Consider the following 18,692-nt stretch of genomic DNA (forward strand, 5'->3'; position numbering starts at 1 on the left):
GAAGTTGTATCTTTCCTCTAGATATCTTACGGTCAGTCGAGGTGGTCATTTCCGTTCGGCCTGCCTCATCGGCATGCTATCGACAAGGTCGAACATTTCGACATTACCGACGATGTCCTCGCTCCGAAGCTTTATTCCGCCATCCTTGCCCACGAGAACGACGTGGAAGCCGTCATCCTCAATCTTTGCATCCTTCCTGAGTTTAGCAGAATTGAGGGCAGGGATGTTCCCATAGGCAGACGAGGCCCCCTCCTTGGAAACGCGGATAACGACAATGTCACGCTCCGCTAGCTTTGCTTCCTCGGTCTCCAGGGCCTCCACCTGCCGTGCCACTTTCGGATCGCCATAATTGCCGAATACGAGAACAACGCGGTTTTTCCAGGCGAGGTCGGAGAGGCTATCCATTGCCAGCACCTGTGATGATGTGAGTGCGAATAGGGACGCAACGAGCAGTCTATTCATGAAGCAAGTTCCCGTTTGTCCCGACTAACGATTCAACAGGCGGATGGTTCGGCAAAGCCACACCGATATCGGTCTCGATATGGAAAAGCACCAATTACGGCATAGCAGTACCCAGTCCTCACGAATACGTACCAGTCGCCCGACCATAGCCAATGAACAGCGAAGCCGCTGGAACGAGTCTCCAGCGGTCCGAGTTATCTGCGACCAACGCGAGGAGATGAATATGGACGACAGAGAACAACAGCAGCGCGAACGGGCCTACAAAATATGGGAAGACGAGGGTCGACCTGAGGGCGCTCACGACGATCACTGGGGGCGTGCCGAAGACCAGCACGAACTCACCGAACAGGAATCCGAAGACGTGACCAAGGTCAATCAACAAGCCGATGACCAGTTTGCGAAGGACGACGGCGAAACCGAGTCCGCCGTCGATATCAGGCCATCATCCACGGTCAGCCCGGACTGAGCAAGCAACAGGGAGAAAAGGGCATGGCGTTCGAGAACATTCTGGCAGGGATCGCTGTTGCGGACATGGAAGCGGCAAAGGCTTGGTACACGGCTTTCTTCGATCGTCAGCCCGACCGCATACCTATGGCAGCGGACGTGGAATGGGATTTCCCAGGAGGGTCGACTGTCCAGGTCTTCGAAGACGCGGATAGGGCAGGGAGTTCCAGCGCGACACTCGTTCCGGACAACCTCGAGGCTGAGTTGGCACGCCTTGCTGAACTCGGGCATCAGCCGAGCGAACGCAGTTCCGGCAAATTCCAGATCGCGATATTCGAAGACCTCGACGGAAATCGACTGGTGCTGGCCAAGCCAGCGTAGGAAGGGCGGATTGTGTCGGCCTTGAAAACGGGATCGGCCGAACGCATTTATGGACCATCACCCGTTATATATGCCTTTCCGCAGTGACCCTGTCGCGCGCGATGCTGTCCGGGTCTGCGAAGGGCGCTCTCCAGTAATGGATGGAGCGCCCTTCGTTTTTTTCACCAGGCAGAGATGTCAGCTAGATCGCAGACTGGATTACCACGGTTGCGGACCGTCAATACCGAAGAAGCACCCTGTGGGTCCGTCAGCCCCGATTGTCGCAAGCCATATCGCACTGGCCGCACCTTCGTCCGGCGAAAGAACGCCATTGTTCCCGTCCGCGCTGCCACATCACGCGTTCGCGCCGTTACTCATTCGATCCGACGTAAGTGAGGACCCGGTTCCGTCCCTGGCTCTTGGCAGAGTAAAGTGCATTATCCGCCTGGGTCTGAAGGCGGTCGGCAGAAGTGCCTTCACTCCGCTTCGCAACGGCTACGCCGATACTGACCGTGACGACCGGCATGACCCGCGACAGGGGATTGGGGAGGGACGCGGCTTCGACCCGTTTTCGGATAGTTTCGGCGACTGCACAGGCGGCATGTTTGTCGGCATCGGGAAGCAGGACCAAAAACTCCTCGCCTCCGTAGCGGGCGACTTGATCACGATCATTTCTCAGGCTGCTCTGAATGATGCCGGCGACCTTCACCAGACTGCGGTCGCCCTCCGCGTGTCCGAGGCTGTCATTCAGACTCTTGAAATCGTCGATGTCGCACATCAGAATCGCGGCACCCCCTGAATTTCCCATTTCGTTCCAGCAGTTGTCGAGCGTGTCCCTCATCGAGCGCCGATTGGCGACACCCGTCAACGGGTCGGTCCTGGCGAGCAGCTCGAGCCGGGCATTGGCATCGGACAGATCGGCTAGGCGACTACGGTCCCGCAACTCCAGCAGGAACGTCTTATGTGCCAGGATCGTGGCAGTCCGCCGCGCCACCAAGGTTGCGCCGATGCCGCTCGCGAAAAAGAGAGTCCCCGCCACCGCACTTCCTGGCTCGATGTCCGGGTTCCGGACCTGAAATACAAGGTAAATGCAGACCGCATACGCGCCGACTACCATGGCCCAGCGAAGAGGAATCGGAAAGATGACGATTGCGGTCACGGCTACGAAAAGCATTATCGTCAAATGCCGCTCGTAAAACTCGCCGCCGGTCGCAACCCCGACCAAGGCAACGGACAACAGAATAAAGAAGACGCCAATGAGGAGCACCGTTGCCTGAAGCCACCCAGCTCTTTGCTCGCGAAAAAAGACTGCAACGGTTATGGCTGCCGGGGGAAGAACCGAGGCTGGCAGCAGCATCGACAGGACCGTCCCGGCCGGGAGGAGGAACGCATAGAGGCACAACGTCAGGACATTGAGGACGATCACCCAGATCATCCAAGCCCGGATGATTTTGGACATCTGCGGCCAGGTTCGCTCGCGGAAAAGCCAGGACAGCTCGCTGTTCAGGTGAATATCGCGGGTTCGGCCGCCAAGTTGGCGCTCCACTTCTTCGGTGGTAACTGCGCTTAGCCTTGCGACAGGCTTCGGCGACGCGCCTGTCGCTTTCCCAGAACCCGTTATCGGTTGTTCCTTCATCTGATGGACTTAGGACGCACATCATAGGAAACAAGAGCGGACGGGATTCGTCGAATAACAGGGTTTGCGACTTCTAAATAAGAAATGATCGCGTCAGTTGACGAGTATGTTGGGCGACGGCGGTACAATCGCTGCGTCACCCAGGGAAAGATCATTTCGCAAGATACTCTGCGGTAGACATGACCTGTCCGTAACCGAAGGCAAGGGCCGACATGTAGGCCGCGTGGACCTTGTCGGCCGACACGACATTACCCTTAAACTCCAGATCGCGCGTTGCGCACGCGTCATCCACGATCGTGGTCTTGTAGCCAAGATCGGATGCCGCTCTGGCCGTCGCGTCGATGCACATATGGCTCATTGCTCCGACGACCGTGACTTGTTCGATGCCAACCGAAGAAAGCATGTCCGCCAGCCCAGCGTCGGGGAACGAATTAGGATGTTTCTGGGTCACGACCGGCTCGCCGTCCTGAGGAGCCATCTGGGGCGTCATTTGGACGCAGTCAGTCCCCGCGGCGAAGAACGGGCCGTCGGCTGGGCTTCGTGGCGCACGTTGCCAGGAATGGACGTGCTGGACATAAACTCCCCTCACGGAAAGTTGCGGTGTTCGTCCGGTTCGACCTCATTTGGCACGAGAGTTCGTACTTGAAGTGAGGTTGCGATTCAGATGGACCGTTCCCGGAAAGTTGAACATCTTGATTTTCCGCCGCAATATCCCGGGTCTTGATTAATGTTCCGGATGGTTTGCGCAATTATAGCCAAAGCCAGAAAGCTTGCAGGCATCGCTACACTGATCAATCCAGCCCGCAGTTACACCGCTGCTGCGCCAGCCATCGGCGGTCCGTGGCGTACTCAATAATGTCAGAGGTTTCGGTCAATCGCGTCCTCAACAGTAACTACAGCCAGTACAGTTCCCAGGTCGTCGCTTATATCAATGCCCAAATATGTTGTTCGTCGACCAGTGGCTAACTGGTCCGCTATCATTTCGAACAGACTCGCCCTGGCATCTACCGTCGCAGCCTCGAGGTTTTGAAAGGGGATACCGTCATCGTCGGTCTCAACTCCCAGAGACGTCCTGACATGGAAATGGAATCTCGGCATGAGGCTCTCCGCCAGTTAGAGCCACTGTCGGCACAGGGCAGGTAGCTAAAAACAAACAACAGACTAACGAGGTGGAGAGGGAGCGTAAGAGAACGCGATTCAAGCTTACAATTATAGCTCGTGACATTTGTTCCTGCCCGTCTACGATAAACTTTTGTGGAGGACATGCAGTGATCGAGTCTTTGATTGCAAATCTTCGCGCGCGTGACGTGGTATCGTCTCACGAGGCGCAACTTCTGTCGTCAATCATCGTGCGCCAGCGTTGGATCGCCGCCGATGAGGACCTGGTGAAGGAGGGCTCACGGCCGACCTACAGCATCCTCCTCGTTGATGGCATTGCCGCGCGCTACAAATTTGTCGAAGACGGAAAAAGACAGATCACGGCACTGCATGTGTCCGGGGACTTCGTCGATCTTCACGCCTTTCCCCTCAAGGAAATGGACCATGGCGTCGTGGCACTGTCGCACTGCCATATTGCCTTGGCCGATCACAGCGACCTGAAGAAAGTCACTGAGACAGAACCACATTTGGCGCGACTGCTATGGCTGTTGACGGTTATCGATGGGGCGATCCACAGAGAATGGATCGTGGCGATGGGACGGCGCTCGAAGAAGTCGCATATGGCTCACCTTTTTTGTGAGCTGTTGTTGAGGCTCGAGGTGGTTGGCAAGGTTGAAAACTCCAGCTTTTCGTTTCCACTGACGCAACTCGAAATGGCCGACGTTTTAGGAATATCGCTGGTCCATCTAAACAAGACTTTGCAGCTCTTGCGCGACGAGAAAGTGTTGCAATGGACAAAGCAGACGATCACTGTACTCGATCTTGAAAGGCTAAAATCGATCGGGGAGTTCGAGCCCGGGTACCTAAACTTACGGGTAGAACCACGATAGTCACAACGTCCATTGTCGGTGTCGAACGCTGGTAGCCGCGTCGCACTGGTTGCTCGCACCCTTTTTTAAGTCGGTCCTGTACGAACGGGCTACAGCCACGATCGTCGGGAAAATGATTCGACGGTATGGAACCATTTTCCCAATGCTTGGTTCTGGCGGCGAGGGTCGCGGTGCGTGTCAATCGGACGCGGCGGGGATGACGAACACGGGGATTTTTCCGATTTCTTCCCGTGGCCAACGAAACGGCAGTCGAGTGTCCAACCCGTCCGCCCGCGCCCTCAGCATCCTCTCGTAGAAAGTTTTCCATGATTGATCCGCCAAGCCAACAGCCGGGCCATCCCGAACGGATATTTAAATTGCATCAGGCCGTGGACTAAGTGGTCCAGTTACTTTTGGAAGAAGCACATCTGCCGGATGGCAGCGGATCGAATTCCTCACAGCAGTGATGGACGCGGGGAACCCGCGACTCTCTGCCATTGAGGAAGAGGTAGAGATTGAGGAGAGCGAACCAGCGATCCTTACCGACAGCAATTCGAGACCGCAAGCGAATCGCCAGAGCCGACGGTTTGTTACCGCGTCGAACATATGGGTTCAAAAATGATCAACATTGCTATCATCGGCTCCGGGCCGACCGGAATTTACACTTTGAAGGGGCTGATGGAGAGCAATACACCGGTGTCTGTAACCGTCTACGAGGCAAATGCCGATCCAGGGAAGGGAACTCCATATCACCCCCGCGCCAACGATCGGGCAATGCTCGCAAACATCGCAAGTATCGAGTTACCACCCGTGTGCGAGAGCCTGGCGAACTGGCTTCGGCGCAAGAACCCGGCCGAACTCGCGATGCTAGGCGTTCCAGTCGAGACCATCGGCGAACGGGAGTTTTATCCGCGGGTCGTTCTTGGGGAGTATTTCGAGGCGCAATTCAACGGCCTTTTGGCGAAGGCGGTGTCGCGCGGGCATGTCGTTCACGTCAAGGCAAGTCACAGGGTCGTGGATATTCAGCTCAGAGAACGCGACATTGATGTCGCGGTCGAGAGTGCTGACGGCACAACCGAGCGCAACGCATTCGACCATGTCGTGATGGCGACGGGTCATGACTGGCCGGAGAAAACCGAGACGAAACCGGGATTCTTTGTTTCTCCGTGGCCAGCCAAAAATCTTGACACGATCGGAGATGTCTCGGTCGGCGTACTCGGAACGTCTTTGAGCGGTATAGACGCTGTCGTGTCGGTCGCCACGTCCCACGGGTCGTTCCTGCTCGATGACTCGGGAACGATGCAGTTTCACTCGGGTTCCGGCCCCGACTTCCACCTGACGATGATGTCGAGGAAAGGCCTTCTTCCTGAAGCTGACTTCTACTGCCCCATCCCCTACGAACCGCTCGCGATATTTACGGAGGCGGCCGTGGATCGCCTGGTGGAAACGGTTCCCTACAGGCTACTCGACGAGATGTTCGAACTCTTCCGTGCCCAGCTGTTCGCCAGCGACCCGGCCTATGCCGAGAGCATCGGGCTCGGCATGCTGACAGTCGAGACCGTGGCCGACGCATACTTCGCGGAACGGGAGACTTACGACCCGTTTACCTGGGCCGCACTCAACCTTGGAGAAGCCAAGGCCAATAAGGCGACGCGCAACACTGTTGCCTGGCGATACGCGATACTGTCCATGCACGAGACCGTGCTAAGGGCCGTCCCGCATTTCAACGACGTCGATCTGAAACGCTTTCACAAGCATTTCAAGACGCTATTCGTCGACGACTATGCGACCGTGCCGCACCAGTCGATCGAAAGGCTTCTGGCGCTCCATCGGGCTGGGCGGCTGTCGGTTCTCAAACTTGGACCGGACTACAAGCTCGACCACGACACCGTCGAACGGGGAGCCGTGATTGAGATCGGAGATAAGCGGCACGCTTTCACGGCATTCATCGACGCGACGGGTCAGCACGCCGTTTCCGCATGGGATGTCCCATTTCCAAGTCTGATAGAGCAGGGTGTCGTGCGCGAAGCCCGGACGGTGATAGCATCCACCGCACTCGCCGCCAACGACGACACGGCCACTGTCGCGACGGGCGGCATTGATCTCGACAGCCAGTTCCGGCCAAAGTTCGAAAAGTCGCTCAGCCACAACCTATACTGCGTGTCGATACCGTTCCTTCTTCACAAACTGCCGTTTGTCCAGGGGATCACGAGTGCCGAGGAGCTTGGAAGCCTCGTGGCGAAGGCCATCCTGGAGGATGTCGCAAGCACCGAGTTCGGTTTCGACGCTGTGCGGAAGGTGGTCGCCTGATCGTTCTTCTAGGTGGACGCGGAACAATAGCTTCGACGAGTGGTTGTGCTTCCGCCTCCAACCAAAGGAACATCGTCAACAGCTTGGCGCTGTCCCGGATCGGTCGCCGCCGCATGAACGCTTCGCTACCGAGCAGCGTGTGGCCAAATCGACGCAAAAATCACCAACGACGAGGGGAAAGATGGTAGGCCCGGCAGGACTCGAACCTGCAACCAATCGGTTATGAGCCGACGGCTCTAACCGTTGAGCTACAGGCCTACATTTCTTTCGTCAGTCGTTAGCGAACATGTATCACCGCCGCTCATCGCAGGCAATATTGGCTACTATACCCGCACATCCGAATGGCGATTTGATTACAGCCGCTGTAGATTCTTTAAGCCACTACTGGCGGACGGTCGCTGCATAACCAAAATCTTTCTATCGGCTTTCCAAGCGAGCAAGGTCAGCCGCTCGTTGCAATATAACGTCTATGGCTCCTAATTATCTTATTCTTGAGAACGTGAGACGCTTTAAAGGTAACAACGCGCCGTTTCAAAATCGGTGCTTCTTCCCCGGTTCTCGGATTACGGCCGACACGCTCGCCTTTATCGCGAACTCGAAATGTGCCAAAACCAGACAGCATTACGTTGCTATCGTGCTCAATGGCCGCGCATATCTCGTCGAGAACCATTTCTACGAGATATGCGGACTCGGTCCTGGACAGTCCGACTTTCTTGTAGACCGTCTCTGCCAAATCAGCCCGTGTAACTGTCGTCGGTCCCATTCAACCCAGTCTCTGCAAGAATCGTTTGATCTGTTTATCGTGTGTGGTTGGCGAGAAGCCAGCAATTTTCAGCTGCTCGACAACTCTTGTGACCTATTTCACCTGTCACAAATGTTAAATCAAAGCCGTCCTTTGCTTGGAGAGCATGAGGTGATCCGCATTCGAGGAAAGCTTGAAAGGCGGCGGGGGCGCCTTTCAAGCTTTTATCCGTTACGGGACCAACAACAACTTGCCCGTAGTCTTCCGGCTTTCCATCGCCGTATGCGCTTGGGCGGCATCCGCAAGCGGGTATGTGCCGCCAATTTTGACGTTGATGTCTCCGCGACGAACCCAGTCGAATAACCGTTCGGTGTGCTGACGCAAAAGCTGTGGCGTCGGAATGTGGTTCATGAAGACCGCATAACCCAGCTTGATGCTCTTGGGGAGACTCATGATATCTAGGGGTCCGGGACCGCCTAGCACCGGACCATACCAGCAAAATGTACCCGAACGACGGAGCGCGTCAAGCGATCCTTGGAACGTCGAGGGACCGGAGCCGTCGTATACAATGTGTACGCCTTCCCCACCGGTGAGACGGAGTACTTCCTCGGCAAACTTCCCTTCTGTGTCCACGATGATGTCGTCGGCACCCGCTGCCCTTGAAATTTCGGCTTTGCTCTCACTCGACACGCGACTGATGACACGACCCCCGCGAAGTTTGATGATCTGCGTCAGCAGCAGTCCCAGCCCTCCGGCTCCCGCATGCACGAGCGCAATGTCGCCTGACTGTACAGGGTAGAAGTCCGTCGCAAAATGGCTCGCTGTCAGTCCCTGCATCATGATCGCGGCTGCCGTCCGATCGTCGATGTCGTCTGGAATCTTCACGAGCGAGTTGACCGGGGCCACGATGCGCTCCGCGTAACTGGAAAGGTTGAAAACCCATGCCACGCGGTCGCCTTTCGCGAACCCCGTCACACCTGGGCCGACCTCCACGACACGTCCGGCACCCTCAACGCCGAGGACAGTCGGCTTGTAGCCGCTCCCCATCGTGCCGCGTCGCGCGCCTATGTCCATGAAATTCACTCCAGCCGCAGTCACCGCGATGATGACCTGCTTCTCTCCGGCGACGGGATCCGGGATGTCGGTGTACTCCATTACTTCGACTCCGCCGAAGCCATTCAATTTAACTGCTTTCATTTTCATAGTCCTTATGTTGAATGATCGTTCCAGAATTAGGTAAAAAAACTAATGAATTGCTCGTACCGCCATTTTTCCCAAGTCGTTCAACTGCGCGTCTTGGGCACCACTCCTGGCCGCGATGCGAATGCCCGCAAAGCTAGCCGACAGAAAATCGACTACTGAGGACGGGTTGAGGTCACGTGCAAGGTCGCCATCTGACTGAGCCTCTTCAATGCGCCCGACCAGCGCGGCGCGAAGAAGGCGATCAGACGAAGCGTGGATAGAATTCACGTCTTTCTCGCGGTTACCGAACTCGCATACTGAATTCACGCCCAGACAAGACTGCCGGGCTTCGCTTACGACCCGTTCGATCATGGCTGTAATACCATCCATTGCTTTCTGCTTGCTCATCAACGTAGTCACATGAGCACTTATTTCCAGACGCCCATAGCGGCTCAGGGCAGAGAGGTAGAGCTGCCATTTGTCGCCGAAGGTGTCGTATAGGCTTTGCCGTCCGATACGCATCGCACGGGTAAGCATAGGCGTCGACGACCCTTCGAAGCCATGCTCTCGAAAGATTTCCATTGCCGCCGCGAGGGCCTCTTCCTTGTCGAACTCTTTATGCCTAGCCATAGAAAAACAAATAGGATATCTGGAACGATAAGTCAAGAAAAAGACGAGTTCCAATTTGGCGTCGCCAATCCCTGCTTGTATTAGCTGGGTGATCGTCGAACGGCGCACGTCACAATCTGAAGGCACAATCATGAAGAACCGCAAACTCGGCAGTCTCAATGTTTCGGAAATTGGCTTTGGTACGATGAGCTTCGCTTCCGCATACGGCACAGCTCCGAGCGATGGAGAAGCAATTCGCGTTATTCGGGGGGCATTCGACAACGGGGTCACATTTTTCGACACAGCAGAGACATACGGCCCATTCACAAACGAAATTCTCGTCGGCAAAGCGCTTGCGCCGGTTCGTCACGAGGTAGTCATTGCCAGTAAATTCGGCTGGAATATTGATTTGGAAACGGGACAACGGCACGCTGGATTAAATAGCCGTCCAGATCACATCAAGCGTGCAACTGAACGCATGCTGACGCGGTTGAATATCGAGACTATCGATCTTCTCTATCAACATCGTGTTGATCCCTCCGTCCCGATCGAAGACGTGGCTGGTGCGGTGAAGGACTTGATTGATGAAGGCAAGGTACGACACTTTGGGCTGTCCGAAGCGGCAGCGGGTACGATCCGTCGCGCCCATTCCGTTCAGGTTGTGACTGCCGTGCAAAATGAATACTCGATTTGGACCCGCGAATCTGAACTTGAAATTTTACCGCTCTGCGAGGAGCTTGGTATCGGGTTCGTTTCGTGGAGCCCTCTAGGGGCGGGCTTTCTGACAGGTAAAATTGATGCGTCGACCAGCTTCGAGACGACTGATTTCCGTGTCAATTCACCTCGTTTTTCCGCTCAAGCGCGTGATGACAATCAAGCAATAGTAAACCTTCTCGGCTCCATAGCTGCGCGAAAGCAAGCGTCCCCGGCCCAGATCGCACTAGCGTGGCTGCTCTGCCAGAAGCCGTGGATCGTGCCAATTCCCGGAACACGACGACTTGACCGCGTTGTGGAAAATCTTGGCGCTGCAGATGTGGTATTAACAGCTGAAGACCTCCAAGAAATGGCGGAAACCGTCTCGAAAATCGTTGTTACAGGTGCGCGGCTGCCGGAGGCGATACTCCAGCTTTCCAACAGGTGAGCAATACAAGCCACGCGCGCTTGTCTTTTCAAAATCTAGGGGCGGCTGCCAATGCCGCGCCCCAGCAGTTGCATCGTCAAGCGATCTCATGATCGGCCTTTGCGACAGCGCGGTAAGCGGCGATGATAGCCGCCGCTGCCCTCCGGGCCTGGCGCAAATTAGTATTAGAATTGCAGACAGAGACACGCATTACCCCCTGTCCCTTCCACCGCGCGCCTCCCGCGAATATTTCTCCGTTTTCTTGTACTCTGGCGATGACGCTGGCTGTGCAATCATCGTTTCTCATACCGTAAACGGGGTTCGAGAAACTTACGACCACCTGGTTTAGATCGATTGTATTCAATACGTTGATCCCTGGCTCTCTCGATAGAGCCGTGGCGATCTCGTCGGCAGAATCACAGGCATTGTCGACGATGCCCGCTATCCCGGATTTACCGAAGTGCTTAATGACGGCCCAGGTCGAAAATCCCCGGGCCCTGCGGGAAAGCTCGGGAACGTACTGCGACGGATCGCGTTCGTGAGCCGCGGCCAGTGGAAGATAGCTCGCGGTAATCGACATTGACCGGCGGTGGGCCTCCTCGTCGCGAACGATGGCATAGCCGCTGTCATAAGGCGTCTGTAGAAATTTGTGACCGTCAGTGGCCCAGCTATCTGCGAGTTCCACGCCATCCGCGAGGTGTCGGCGGACCTCTGAAGCTCTGGCCCAGAGCCCGAACGCACCGTCGACGTGCACCCAAGCCCCTTTTTGCTTGGCTATCGGCACCAGCGTTTCGAAGTCATCGAAGGCACCTGTGTTGATCTGCCCGGCTTGAAGAATAACAAGGCACGGTGATTCCACGTTTTGCAGCGCTAGCTCGAAGTCGTGCGGCTTCATTCGTCCATCGCGGTCCGTTGCGATCCGCACGACGCGCTCATGGCCGAGGCCGAGATATTGGAGTGAGGAGAAGACGGTCGTGTGTGCGTCATCTCCGATAATGACCGTAATCGGCGGCGCGCCAAAAAGGCCCAGTGCGTCGACATCCCAGCCGACTCCCCGCAGCAATGAGCTTCGTGCGGCCGCCAGACACGTGAAATTCGCCCCGGTCGCGCCGGTCACAAATCCGACCGAACTCTCCCTCGGTAGATCAAGCAACTCCAGAAGCCAGGATGCCGTCACCGCTTCGACTGCCGAGGCAGAGGGTGCGGCCATGTGGTTTCCCGCGTTTTGGCCCCAGGCGGAGGTAAGGAAGTCGGTGGCCACGCCGACGGGGTGGGATCCACCCATGACCCACCCGAAGAAGCGTGGACCTGTGGGCATGTGGAGACCCGGCTCGGCTTTGATCTCCAGCTCCGTTAGGACTTCAGGCATTTCCATGCCTTCTTTGGGAAGAGGTTCTTTGAATGTCGCTAAGGACGCGGAGTAGTCGTTCAGCGGACGTTGGAGCCTTTGGTCAACGCCCCCTCTGAATTTGGCGGCAAGTGCTGCCGCTGACGCGAAGAGACCGCCGATATCTTGATTGGTCATTCGTATACCTCTGAAAACGAAGTCTGCTAAGACGACGATCGTCTCCTCACAGCGCGAGCCCTGAAGATGCCGATCTCTCAAATGAAGATGCACTGGCAATGTTCAAAACTGATTTGAGAACAGTGCCAAATTGTTACCGTTGCACCCGGGTTTCACGGTGTACAAATGGACCGGTTCGTTGCGTTCTAAGTCGGAGAAGCGGTTTTCGATCCGTAGAGGACACGTTCAACTGGTCTGGGCCAACTCCTTTCATTGACAACGATCCATCTCTCGGTGGCGCGGGCCGAAAATCAACCCTTATCGCAACGGCCTGAATGCCTCTCTTAGATCCTGAGCTAGGGCGTCTGGCTGTTCCCACGCGGCAAAGTGACCACCTTTCTCCTGTCGGCTGTAGAGAAGCAGACTGGGGAATGCCCTCCGCACCCAACTCTCCGGTGCTTGGTAAAGTTCGTCTGGAAACGCACTGACGGCGACCGGTATTTTGATCCCTTTGGGAGCGAAAAAAGCCAGTTTGTTTTCCCAGTAAAGCCGTGCCGACGAGACCGCGGTATTGGTCAACCAGTAGAGAGTGATGTTATCGAGTACGTCGTCTGGCGTCAGACCTTCTTTTGCACCGTCAAACACCCGCGATATCAGGTCGAGGCTTCGTGCGTCATGGTCGAGCATCCATGACGCGAGGCCGATAGGCGAGTCTTCGATCGCATATAGCGTCTGGGGACGCGCGGACATTTCCTGCGCGTACGCAAGCCCGTGTTTGTAAAAGAAATCGAGCTGAGAATACGCCCGCTTTTCGTCACTGGAAAGTCCCTCCGGAATTGGTCCGCTGGCATCCAAGGCATTCTGGATTTCATCTGGAACGGCACCGGGCATGTTCGTATGAATTCCGAGAAGCCCCGAGGGAGCCTGAACGCCCATCTGCTCGGTAACCGCGTCGCCCCAATCACCGCCCTGAGCCACGAATTTCTTGTAACCGAGACGTTGCATCAACACAGTCCAAGCCCGCGCGATACGGGCGGGATCCCAGCCAAGCTCGGTGGGCTTGCCCGAGAAGCCGTATCCGGGGAGTGACGGGATCACGATATCAAAGCGTCGGCCTCGGTGCCGCCGTGAGCGGTCGGATCTGTCAGCGGGTCGATTATTTTCAGTTGCTCGACGATCGACCCCGGCCAGCCGTGTGTCACGATGATGGGCATCGCGTTTTCGTGACGTGAGCGAACATGGATGAAATGGATGTCCACTCCATCGATGGTGGTGACAAATTGAGGAAGACTGTTGAGCCGCTTCTCGACAACCCGCCAGTCGTAACCGCTGGACCAACGGGCGGCGAGCTTTTTCATCGTATCCAGTCTCACACCTTGCGTATCGTCATTGACGAGTTCCCGGCTCGGCCACTTTGTCGCGTTAACCCGCTGCTTGAGGTCATCGAGTTGCTCGTCGGAAGCGTGATACTGAAAGGGACGTATGGATTCGTCGGTCGCTTTCGCTGTTGCGGGGTTGCCTTTCTCCGCGGCGTGGTAGGCGGTGTCAGCATGGCTCGGTAGGGGCAGCAGCGCTGCAAATATGACGGCGGAGATTGCAAGTTGTCGACTAAAGCGTCTATGGAAGGCCATGACTTCGATCCTTGGCTATGGGCGCGTTTTGACGCGGACAGCAACGGGCCGCTGTCAGAAATGCGCGAAAAGGGTGATGAACAGATTCTCGGATCTGGACTAACCGAGGCTATAAAGACTGCGCGCAAAGTCGCCGATGCCTATAGCGTCCAGCATTGCAAGCGGGGCTCGGAACGTCACGCGCGCTACACCGGGGCTTCGGCCGATTTCAATAGCGCCAGCCACGGTCGCCCTGTTTCTCACCTCGTCGAGCTTCATGCCTAAAACTTCGGAAGCTCGGCTTAGTCCGTTTTCGACGGCTAGGTTAAGGTCTGCGCCAGTGCCGATAAAAGTGATGGGGGCATCAACCTCAACCGTTTCGACTCCGTGTTTCGCTGCCAGTGCCAAGACCGAGCGTTTTTCGTGATCGGTCAGGGGGCGGGCGAGAAATGGCAGGTCCTCTGCGACAGGAAAAAGTATCGGTCCGTCGAGCCGCAGATGTTTGATGACACGCACTTCCAGGATCGCGGTTCCCGAGACATCGGCGGTATGCCCCGCGATTTCACCGTCGCCCTGGAACGCGTGCATATCGCCGAGATAGATTCCTCCCCCTGGCACCTTGACCGGGCAAATCAGTACGGCTCCCTCCCTCACGGTATTGATGTCCAGATGTCCGTCCGTCTTGTGGGCAAGCAATTCTTCCTTGGACAAAGCAAATACATGCGGCGCATCCAGGAGAAATGATCCAAAGTCCCCGGCATTGTGTGAGTCAGGCATTGCCTTGGATGGTGTAGTACCAAGCTGACCGAGAAATGGTCGGAGACGGGTTGCCACACCGACCACGTCTGCCGGAGCGAAAGCAAGGATGGGATGTTGAATGGAGTTGTCCGGAATAGCCATCAACGCCAAAGCGTCCAGCGCCATTCTTTCGGCCTCTGAACGATCGACCGTCAGGCCTACCTCGCGCTCATCATCAAAAGCGATCGTGTAGCCATTTGCGATCGTGAACGGTGCGGCCTCCGCCCCGCATTTTTCGCACTTCACGGCCGTCGGACCTATACCTTCCAAGCGTGTGGCCGGCCATTCAGTTTTGCAGTTGGGGCAAACGCCAGCGCAAAAGGGGTCTCCGTTGAAGCGTCCAGCCATCGCCTGATCACTTCCCGACGATGTAGCAGCCGAAGTAACCACCAACGATCGGATCCTGATCGCGATCGCATCGCCCACTTCAGCGCCATCGACAGCGACAGGCTTTGTTACCTCGTGTCCGCCGCGGATCGCGGGTGTGATCATTGGACCCCAGCATCCAGGTGCGGTACTAGCCACGATGATGCCGCCATCCGCCACTGGCCCGAGCATCTCCGTCGAAGGGTCAAGTAGTCCGTCGGTCAGTTCGGTGGCGAAGATGGTTCGCTTTGCGGTTTTAACCCCGTTGAAAATATCCGGCAATCTCTTGCTCCTCCTCAAAGACATCGCCGACATAGTAGCTGTCGGCACGCGTATAGATGAGCTGCGCAAGTATCGTGGATATGTCCGGAACGGCTAGATTTGTACTGGAGTGTATGACCAGCGAGAAGGGAGGCTAGCTCAATGTCGCGGCATCGGGGCCCTCAGTTATGTGCGTTTAAGTCCGATAGCCTGCCATCTAGTCGTTTGGTCCAGTCTTCGACCTCATTGGTCTGCAGCCTCCTGATCGCGTGATTCCGCCAGCCTTCCGCAAGCGCGGGAATTTTCGAGATGCGTTCGAGTTCGCTGCGGTCAAGCGTATCGATATAGAACGTGCGCCAGACGCGACTTATCGTCCACTCTGGCGATGGACGCTCTACCAAAACGAGACGATCGCCCGGCGATACGATTCCCGGTTTGCGCACTCGTTAGTACCAGCCCGTGCGTCCCGATGACTGAACCAACCTAGACATCGCGGAGTTGCCGAACCGTGCGTTGAGCTTCCAACAAGGCTGTCGTCCCTGGCTGACTTCCAGCACTGCCGACCCGATTTCGAAGACGTCGCCGATGGAAACAGTCCCTTCGCTCATGCCGACGGTCGAGAAGTTCTCGCCGAACGCCCCCGGGCAGTCCAGCAGGTTGTTGTCCCCGATCTCCGACTTCCAAATGGCATAGTGTTCGTAAGGGTAGTGATGGACCGCTTTCTCCGGGCCGCCATGACGGACAAGGTCACCCTGGGCGTCGTCGTCGAAGCCCGTGACGGTCAGGTTTGTTGGCCCCGATACAGGTCCTTTCACTATACCGCTCGGCACTCCCCGAGGGCCGAGCGGTAAAATTTTCCCGGTCAAAAGCGACAGCAAAGCTTTAGAGGTCATGGCTGTCATCCCCTAGCTCCGTCCGCACGGTCGCAATGGCGAAGTCCACTCTTGCGACCTGGAGCAACGTTCGTGGACGTGGCGGCCGCTGAAGTCGTTTCGAATGCCAGACGAGGCATTCGCGAGAGTGTCGATGTGTCCGTAGTATACACGCATGAGGTAGTCTTGATCCAATCGGTGGTCCGCATCGGGAAGGGCGTCTGGCACGGTCCTTTTGACTTCGATCCACTGCTGACACCGCACATTTGGAGGAGCTGCTCAAACCGTTGTCGCAGAGGGTTTCTTTCAGTGCGTAGCACTGGGCTTTCAAGATGGACAGCGCGCAGTGACGTTGACGGATCAGGCAGACTCGCTCGGTTACACTCTGTGATATCTGTAACGCTTCCGAACCTCCTTGAAATACCGCTGACACCGCCTGGTGACAAATATTCCCCTGCAGAGCAACGGGAACACACAATGGCCGAACCATCCAAAAACCGACATGATTACCCTCAAATCTGTGTTGCGGGCGCTGGCGCTATCGGAATCACGATCACGGCCCGCCTTCATCTAGCGGGCTACCGCGTGGGCATGATCGCGCGTGGAGTCACCCTTGCGTTCATCCAGCAACATGGCATCGAGTTAATCGATCTGGACGGTAGCCATCGGGCAAGACCCGACGTGGCTACGGCCGCCGAACATTCCCGCGCGGACATTCTCTTTCTCTGCCCAAAGTCCCACGATTTGCCCGCGCTGGCGGAATCCGTCAGCCATCTGATCACGCCGCATACTACCGTCGTGCCGGTGATCAACGGTATCCCGTGGTGGTACTTCGACGGTATCGATGGAAAATGGAACGGGCGCAGGATCGAAGCGGTCGACCCTCACGGCGTACTGAAGCAAACCATACCTTCCAGTCTGATCATCGGAACCACCACGATGATCACGGCCGAGCGAACCCATTTGGGAACGGCGCGCACCTTCAACCCGCTGCAGATGACGGTCGGAGAGCTCGACGACAGCCCATCCGACCGTCTGGACCAGTTGGCGGTCATTCTTTCGAAGGCCGGAATCGCATCTCGAAAGGCTCCCCGCATAAGGAACGCCATTTGGACAAAGGTCGTTCGAAACCTGATCTCAAATCCCGTGACCGCCATTACCGGAGCGACGCTCCGCCAGAATTTCGGCAATTCCTATCTGGTCGGCATCAGTCGGCAGATGCTTCAGGAGGTACTTCCCGTTATCGCTGCCCACAACGCGGTACTCGAGGTCGATCCTGAGACCATCCTCGAAAGCGGCCGTAAACTGGGAGATGTCAAAACGTCGATGCTCCAAGACCTGGAAAGGGGCAACGAGCTCGAACTTGCATCCATCTGCGACGCGGTAATCGAGCTCGGCCGCTTTTACGGAATCGACATGCCTGTCACCCAGGCGATCAGCAATCTGGCGCATTTCAAAAGCTCTCCCGGCAAGGACGCGTTTGCAGCCTGAGCTCCTAAACAACGATCCATTTACAGATCAAGGATTCAAGTCGTGTACGCAGAGGTGAACGGAACCAGGATTTTTTTCGATACCGACGGCAGCTCTCTGAGGAATGTCGAAGGCAGCTTGCGCGAACTGCCGACGGTTGTTGCTCTGCACGGTGGTCTTGGTTTTGACCATGGCTATCTACGGGAAGGGCTAGGTCAGCTCGCGAGTACGGCGCAGGTGGTCTACGTGGACCTGCGTGGCCAAGGGCGATCGGATCGTACCTCTCTCGAGACAGCGACGCTTGAGCAGATGGCGGACGACATCGCGGATTTGATAAAGACACTCGGGATAAGCAAGCCCCACGTCTTCGGACACTCTGCAGGCGGTTTCGTGGCCATGCATCTGGCGCTCCAAAATCCGGGCCTCCTCGGGAGCCTGATCCTATGCGGCAGCTCGCCGACTGTGGCTCCGATACAGGCCCAACTCGACGAACGGTCACCTTCTCTTTCCGACCGAGCTTCGCCGCAGGCCCTGGCGGCAGCGGGGAAGGTGTTTTCGGGAGATATTACCCTGGAAAGCGTTGCGACTTTCTTCGAGGAGGTCGGACCGTTTTATGCGGGTCCCGCAAACGCGGACCTGACGTCTCGTTTGATGCGCGCGACGATCCCCAACATCGAGATGATGAGGCATTTTATGACGAACCTCGCGCCTGGCTTTGATCTGCAGTCGGAACTTCATCACATCGCGGTACCTGTACTCGTCCTTGTCGGTGCCTTTGACTGGGTCTGTCCTCCGCATGCAAGCCGAACTATCGCCAAAGCGGTGCCGCGAAGTACGCTTGTCGAATTCGAGAACTCAGGGCATTTCCCGTTTTCAGAAGAGCCCGAGAAGTTTCGAGCTGTCGTCGAAGATTTCTTCGCGAGTAACGCCGCGCCGGGTTGGTATTGAATTGCCTACCTGGAAGCGGCGAAACTGACGA

General features: G+C 56.5%; 16 protein-coding genes, 1 tRNA gene and 2 pseudogenes. 7 read left to right on the forward strand and 12 right to left on the reverse strand.

The features are described 5' to 3' along the window. Nucleotides 1-45 precede the first annotated feature (45 nt). Nucleotides 46-462, reverse strand: coding sequence for a DUF4174 domain-containing protein (locus tag PYR65_RS04600; protein WP_276120081.1), 417 nt, complete (start codon nt 460-462; stop codon nt 46-48). A 223-nt stretch (nt 463-685) separates the two neighbouring features. Between PYR65_RS04600 and PYR65_RS04605 the strand changes: the two genes are divergently transcribed. Together PYR65_RS04605 and PYR65_RS04610 are read left to right on the forward strand one after the other, a co-directional pair. After that, complete coding sequence (locus tag PYR65_RS04605) at nt 686-928, forward strand: DUF2934 domain-containing protein (RefSeq protein WP_276120082.1); 243 nt, start codon at nt 686-688, stop codon at nt 926-928. Nucleotides 929-951: 23 nt separating this feature from the next. Continuing rightward, a complete protein-coding gene (locus tag PYR65_RS04610; RefSeq protein ID WP_276120083.1) occupies nt 952-1,287 on the forward strand; it encodes a VOC family protein in 336 nt (111 codons plus the stop codon). Nucleotides 1,288-1,636: 349 nt separating this feature from the next. Here PYR65_RS04610 and PYR65_RS04615 read toward each other — a convergent pair whose 3' ends face one another. From PYR65_RS04615 to PYR65_RS30570, 3 genes are all read right to left on the reverse strand, one after another. After that, nucleotides 1,637-2,902: a GGDEF domain-containing protein gene (locus tag PYR65_RS04615; RefSeq protein WP_276120084.1), complete on the reverse strand. Its 1,266-nt coding sequence runs from the start codon at nt 2,900-2,902 to the stop codon at nt 1,637-1,639. A gap of 151 nt (nt 2,903-3,053) precedes the next feature. Then, entirely contained in the window at nt 3,054-3,491 is a 438-nt protein-coding gene (locus PYR65_RS04620; protein ID WP_276120085.1) for an isochorismatase family protein, read from the reverse strand. Nucleotides 3,492-3,760: 269 nt separating this feature from the next. Continuing rightward, nucleotides 3,761-4,000, reverse strand: a complete 240-nt coding sequence (locus tag PYR65_RS30570) for a DUF6894 family protein (RefSeq protein ID WP_407951276.1) — start codon at nt 3,998-4,000, stop codon at nt 3,761-3,763. A 170-nt stretch (nt 4,001-4,170) separates the two neighbouring features. On the opposite strand from PYR65_RS30570, the gene PYR65_RS04625 reads away from it, so the two are divergent. Both PYR65_RS04625 and PYR65_RS04630 read left to right on the forward strand, forming a co-directional pair. Then, nucleotides 4,171-4,890, forward strand: coding sequence for a Crp/Fnr family transcriptional regulator (locus PYR65_RS04625; protein ID WP_276120086.1), 720 nt, complete (start codon nt 4,171-4,173; stop codon nt 4,888-4,890). A gap of 597 nt (nt 4,891-5,487) precedes the next feature. Further along, the gene (locus PYR65_RS04630) at nt 5,488-7,179 is read left to right on the forward strand and encodes an FAD/NAD(P)-binding protein (RefSeq protein ID WP_276120087.1); all 1,692 of its coding nucleotides are present in this window, start codon (nt 5,488-5,490) and stop codon (nt 7,177-7,179) included. Between the two features lie 182 nt (nt 7,180-7,361). Here the strand turns inward: PYR65_RS04630 and PYR65_RS04635 are convergent. The 4 genes from PYR65_RS04635 to PYR65_RS04650 all read right to left on the reverse strand — a co-directional run bounded on the left by PYR65_RS04635 (nt 7,362) and on the right by PYR65_RS04650 (nt 9,733). Next, a tRNA-Ile gene (locus tag PYR65_RS04635) sits at nt 7,362-7,437 on the reverse strand. Between the two features lie 184 nt (nt 7,438-7,621). Next, entirely contained in the window at nt 7,622-7,942 is a 321-nt protein-coding gene (locus PYR65_RS04640; protein WP_276120088.1) for an integration host factor subunit alpha, read from the reverse strand. Nucleotides 7,943-8,152: 210 nt separating this feature from the next. Further along, nucleotides 8,153-9,118 (reverse strand): quinone oxidoreductase family protein, encoded by a 966-nt coding sequence (locus tag PYR65_RS04645; protein WP_276120089.1) that lies wholly within the window; start codon nt 9,116-9,118, stop codon nt 8,153-8,155. 48 nt (nt 9,119-9,166) lie between these two features. Next, nucleotides 9,167-9,733, reverse strand: a complete 567-nt coding sequence (locus PYR65_RS04650) for a TetR/AcrR family transcriptional regulator (RefSeq protein WP_276120966.1) — start codon at nt 9,731-9,733, stop codon at nt 9,167-9,169. Nucleotides 9,734-9,863: 130 nt separating this feature from the next. Here PYR65_RS04650 and PYR65_RS04655 point away from each other — a divergent pair, with 130 nt between their 5' ends. Further along, nucleotides 9,864-10,853: an aldo/keto reductase gene (locus PYR65_RS04655; RefSeq protein ID WP_276120090.1), complete on the forward strand. Its 990-nt coding sequence runs from the start codon at nt 9,864-9,866 to the stop codon at nt 10,851-10,853. Nucleotides 10,854-10,929: 76 nt separating this feature from the next. Here PYR65_RS04655 and PYR65_RS04660 read toward each other — a convergent pair whose 3' ends face one another. From PYR65_RS04660 to PYR65_RS04675, 4 genes and pseudogenes are all read right to left on the reverse strand, one after another. Beyond that, nucleotides 10,930-12,357, reverse strand: a complete 1,428-nt coding sequence (locus tag PYR65_RS04660) for a pyridoxal phosphate-dependent decarboxylase family protein (RefSeq protein WP_276120091.1) — start codon at nt 12,355-12,357, stop codon at nt 10,930-10,932. Between the two features lie 297 nt (nt 12,358-12,654). Continuing rightward, nucleotides 12,655-13,967, reverse strand: a pseudogene (locus PYR65_RS04665) (epoxide hydrolase family protein). Between the two features lie 99 nt (nt 13,968-14,066). Then, entirely contained in the window at nt 14,067-15,392 is a 1,326-nt protein-coding gene (locus PYR65_RS04670) for an acetamidase/formamidase family protein (RefSeq protein ID WP_276120092.1), read from the reverse strand. A 161-nt stretch (nt 15,393-15,553) separates the two neighbouring features. Beyond that, a pseudogene (locus tag PYR65_RS04675) lies at nt 15,554-16,264 on the reverse strand (MOSC domain-containing protein). Nucleotides 16,265-16,720: 456 nt separating this feature from the next. Between PYR65_RS04675 and PYR65_RS04680 the strand changes: the two are divergent. Both PYR65_RS04680 and PYR65_RS04685 read left to right on the forward strand, forming a co-directional pair. Next, a complete protein-coding gene (locus PYR65_RS04680; protein ID WP_276120093.1) occupies nt 16,721-17,734 on the forward strand; it encodes a ketopantoate reductase family protein in 1,014 nt (337 codons plus the stop codon). A 42-nt stretch (nt 17,735-17,776) separates the two neighbouring features. Continuing rightward, nucleotides 17,777-18,661: an alpha/beta fold hydrolase gene (locus tag PYR65_RS04685; RefSeq protein WP_276120094.1), complete on the forward strand. Its 885-nt coding sequence runs from the start codon at nt 17,777-17,779 to the stop codon at nt 18,659-18,661. The last annotated feature ends 31 nt before the right edge of the window (nt 18,662-18,692 follow it).

The organism is Pararhizobium qamdonense, assembly GCF_029277445.1.
In the GTDB taxonomy this organism is placed as follows: Bacteria; Pseudomonadota; Alphaproteobacteria; order Rhizobiales; family Rhizobiaceae; genus Pararhizobium; species Pararhizobium qamdonense.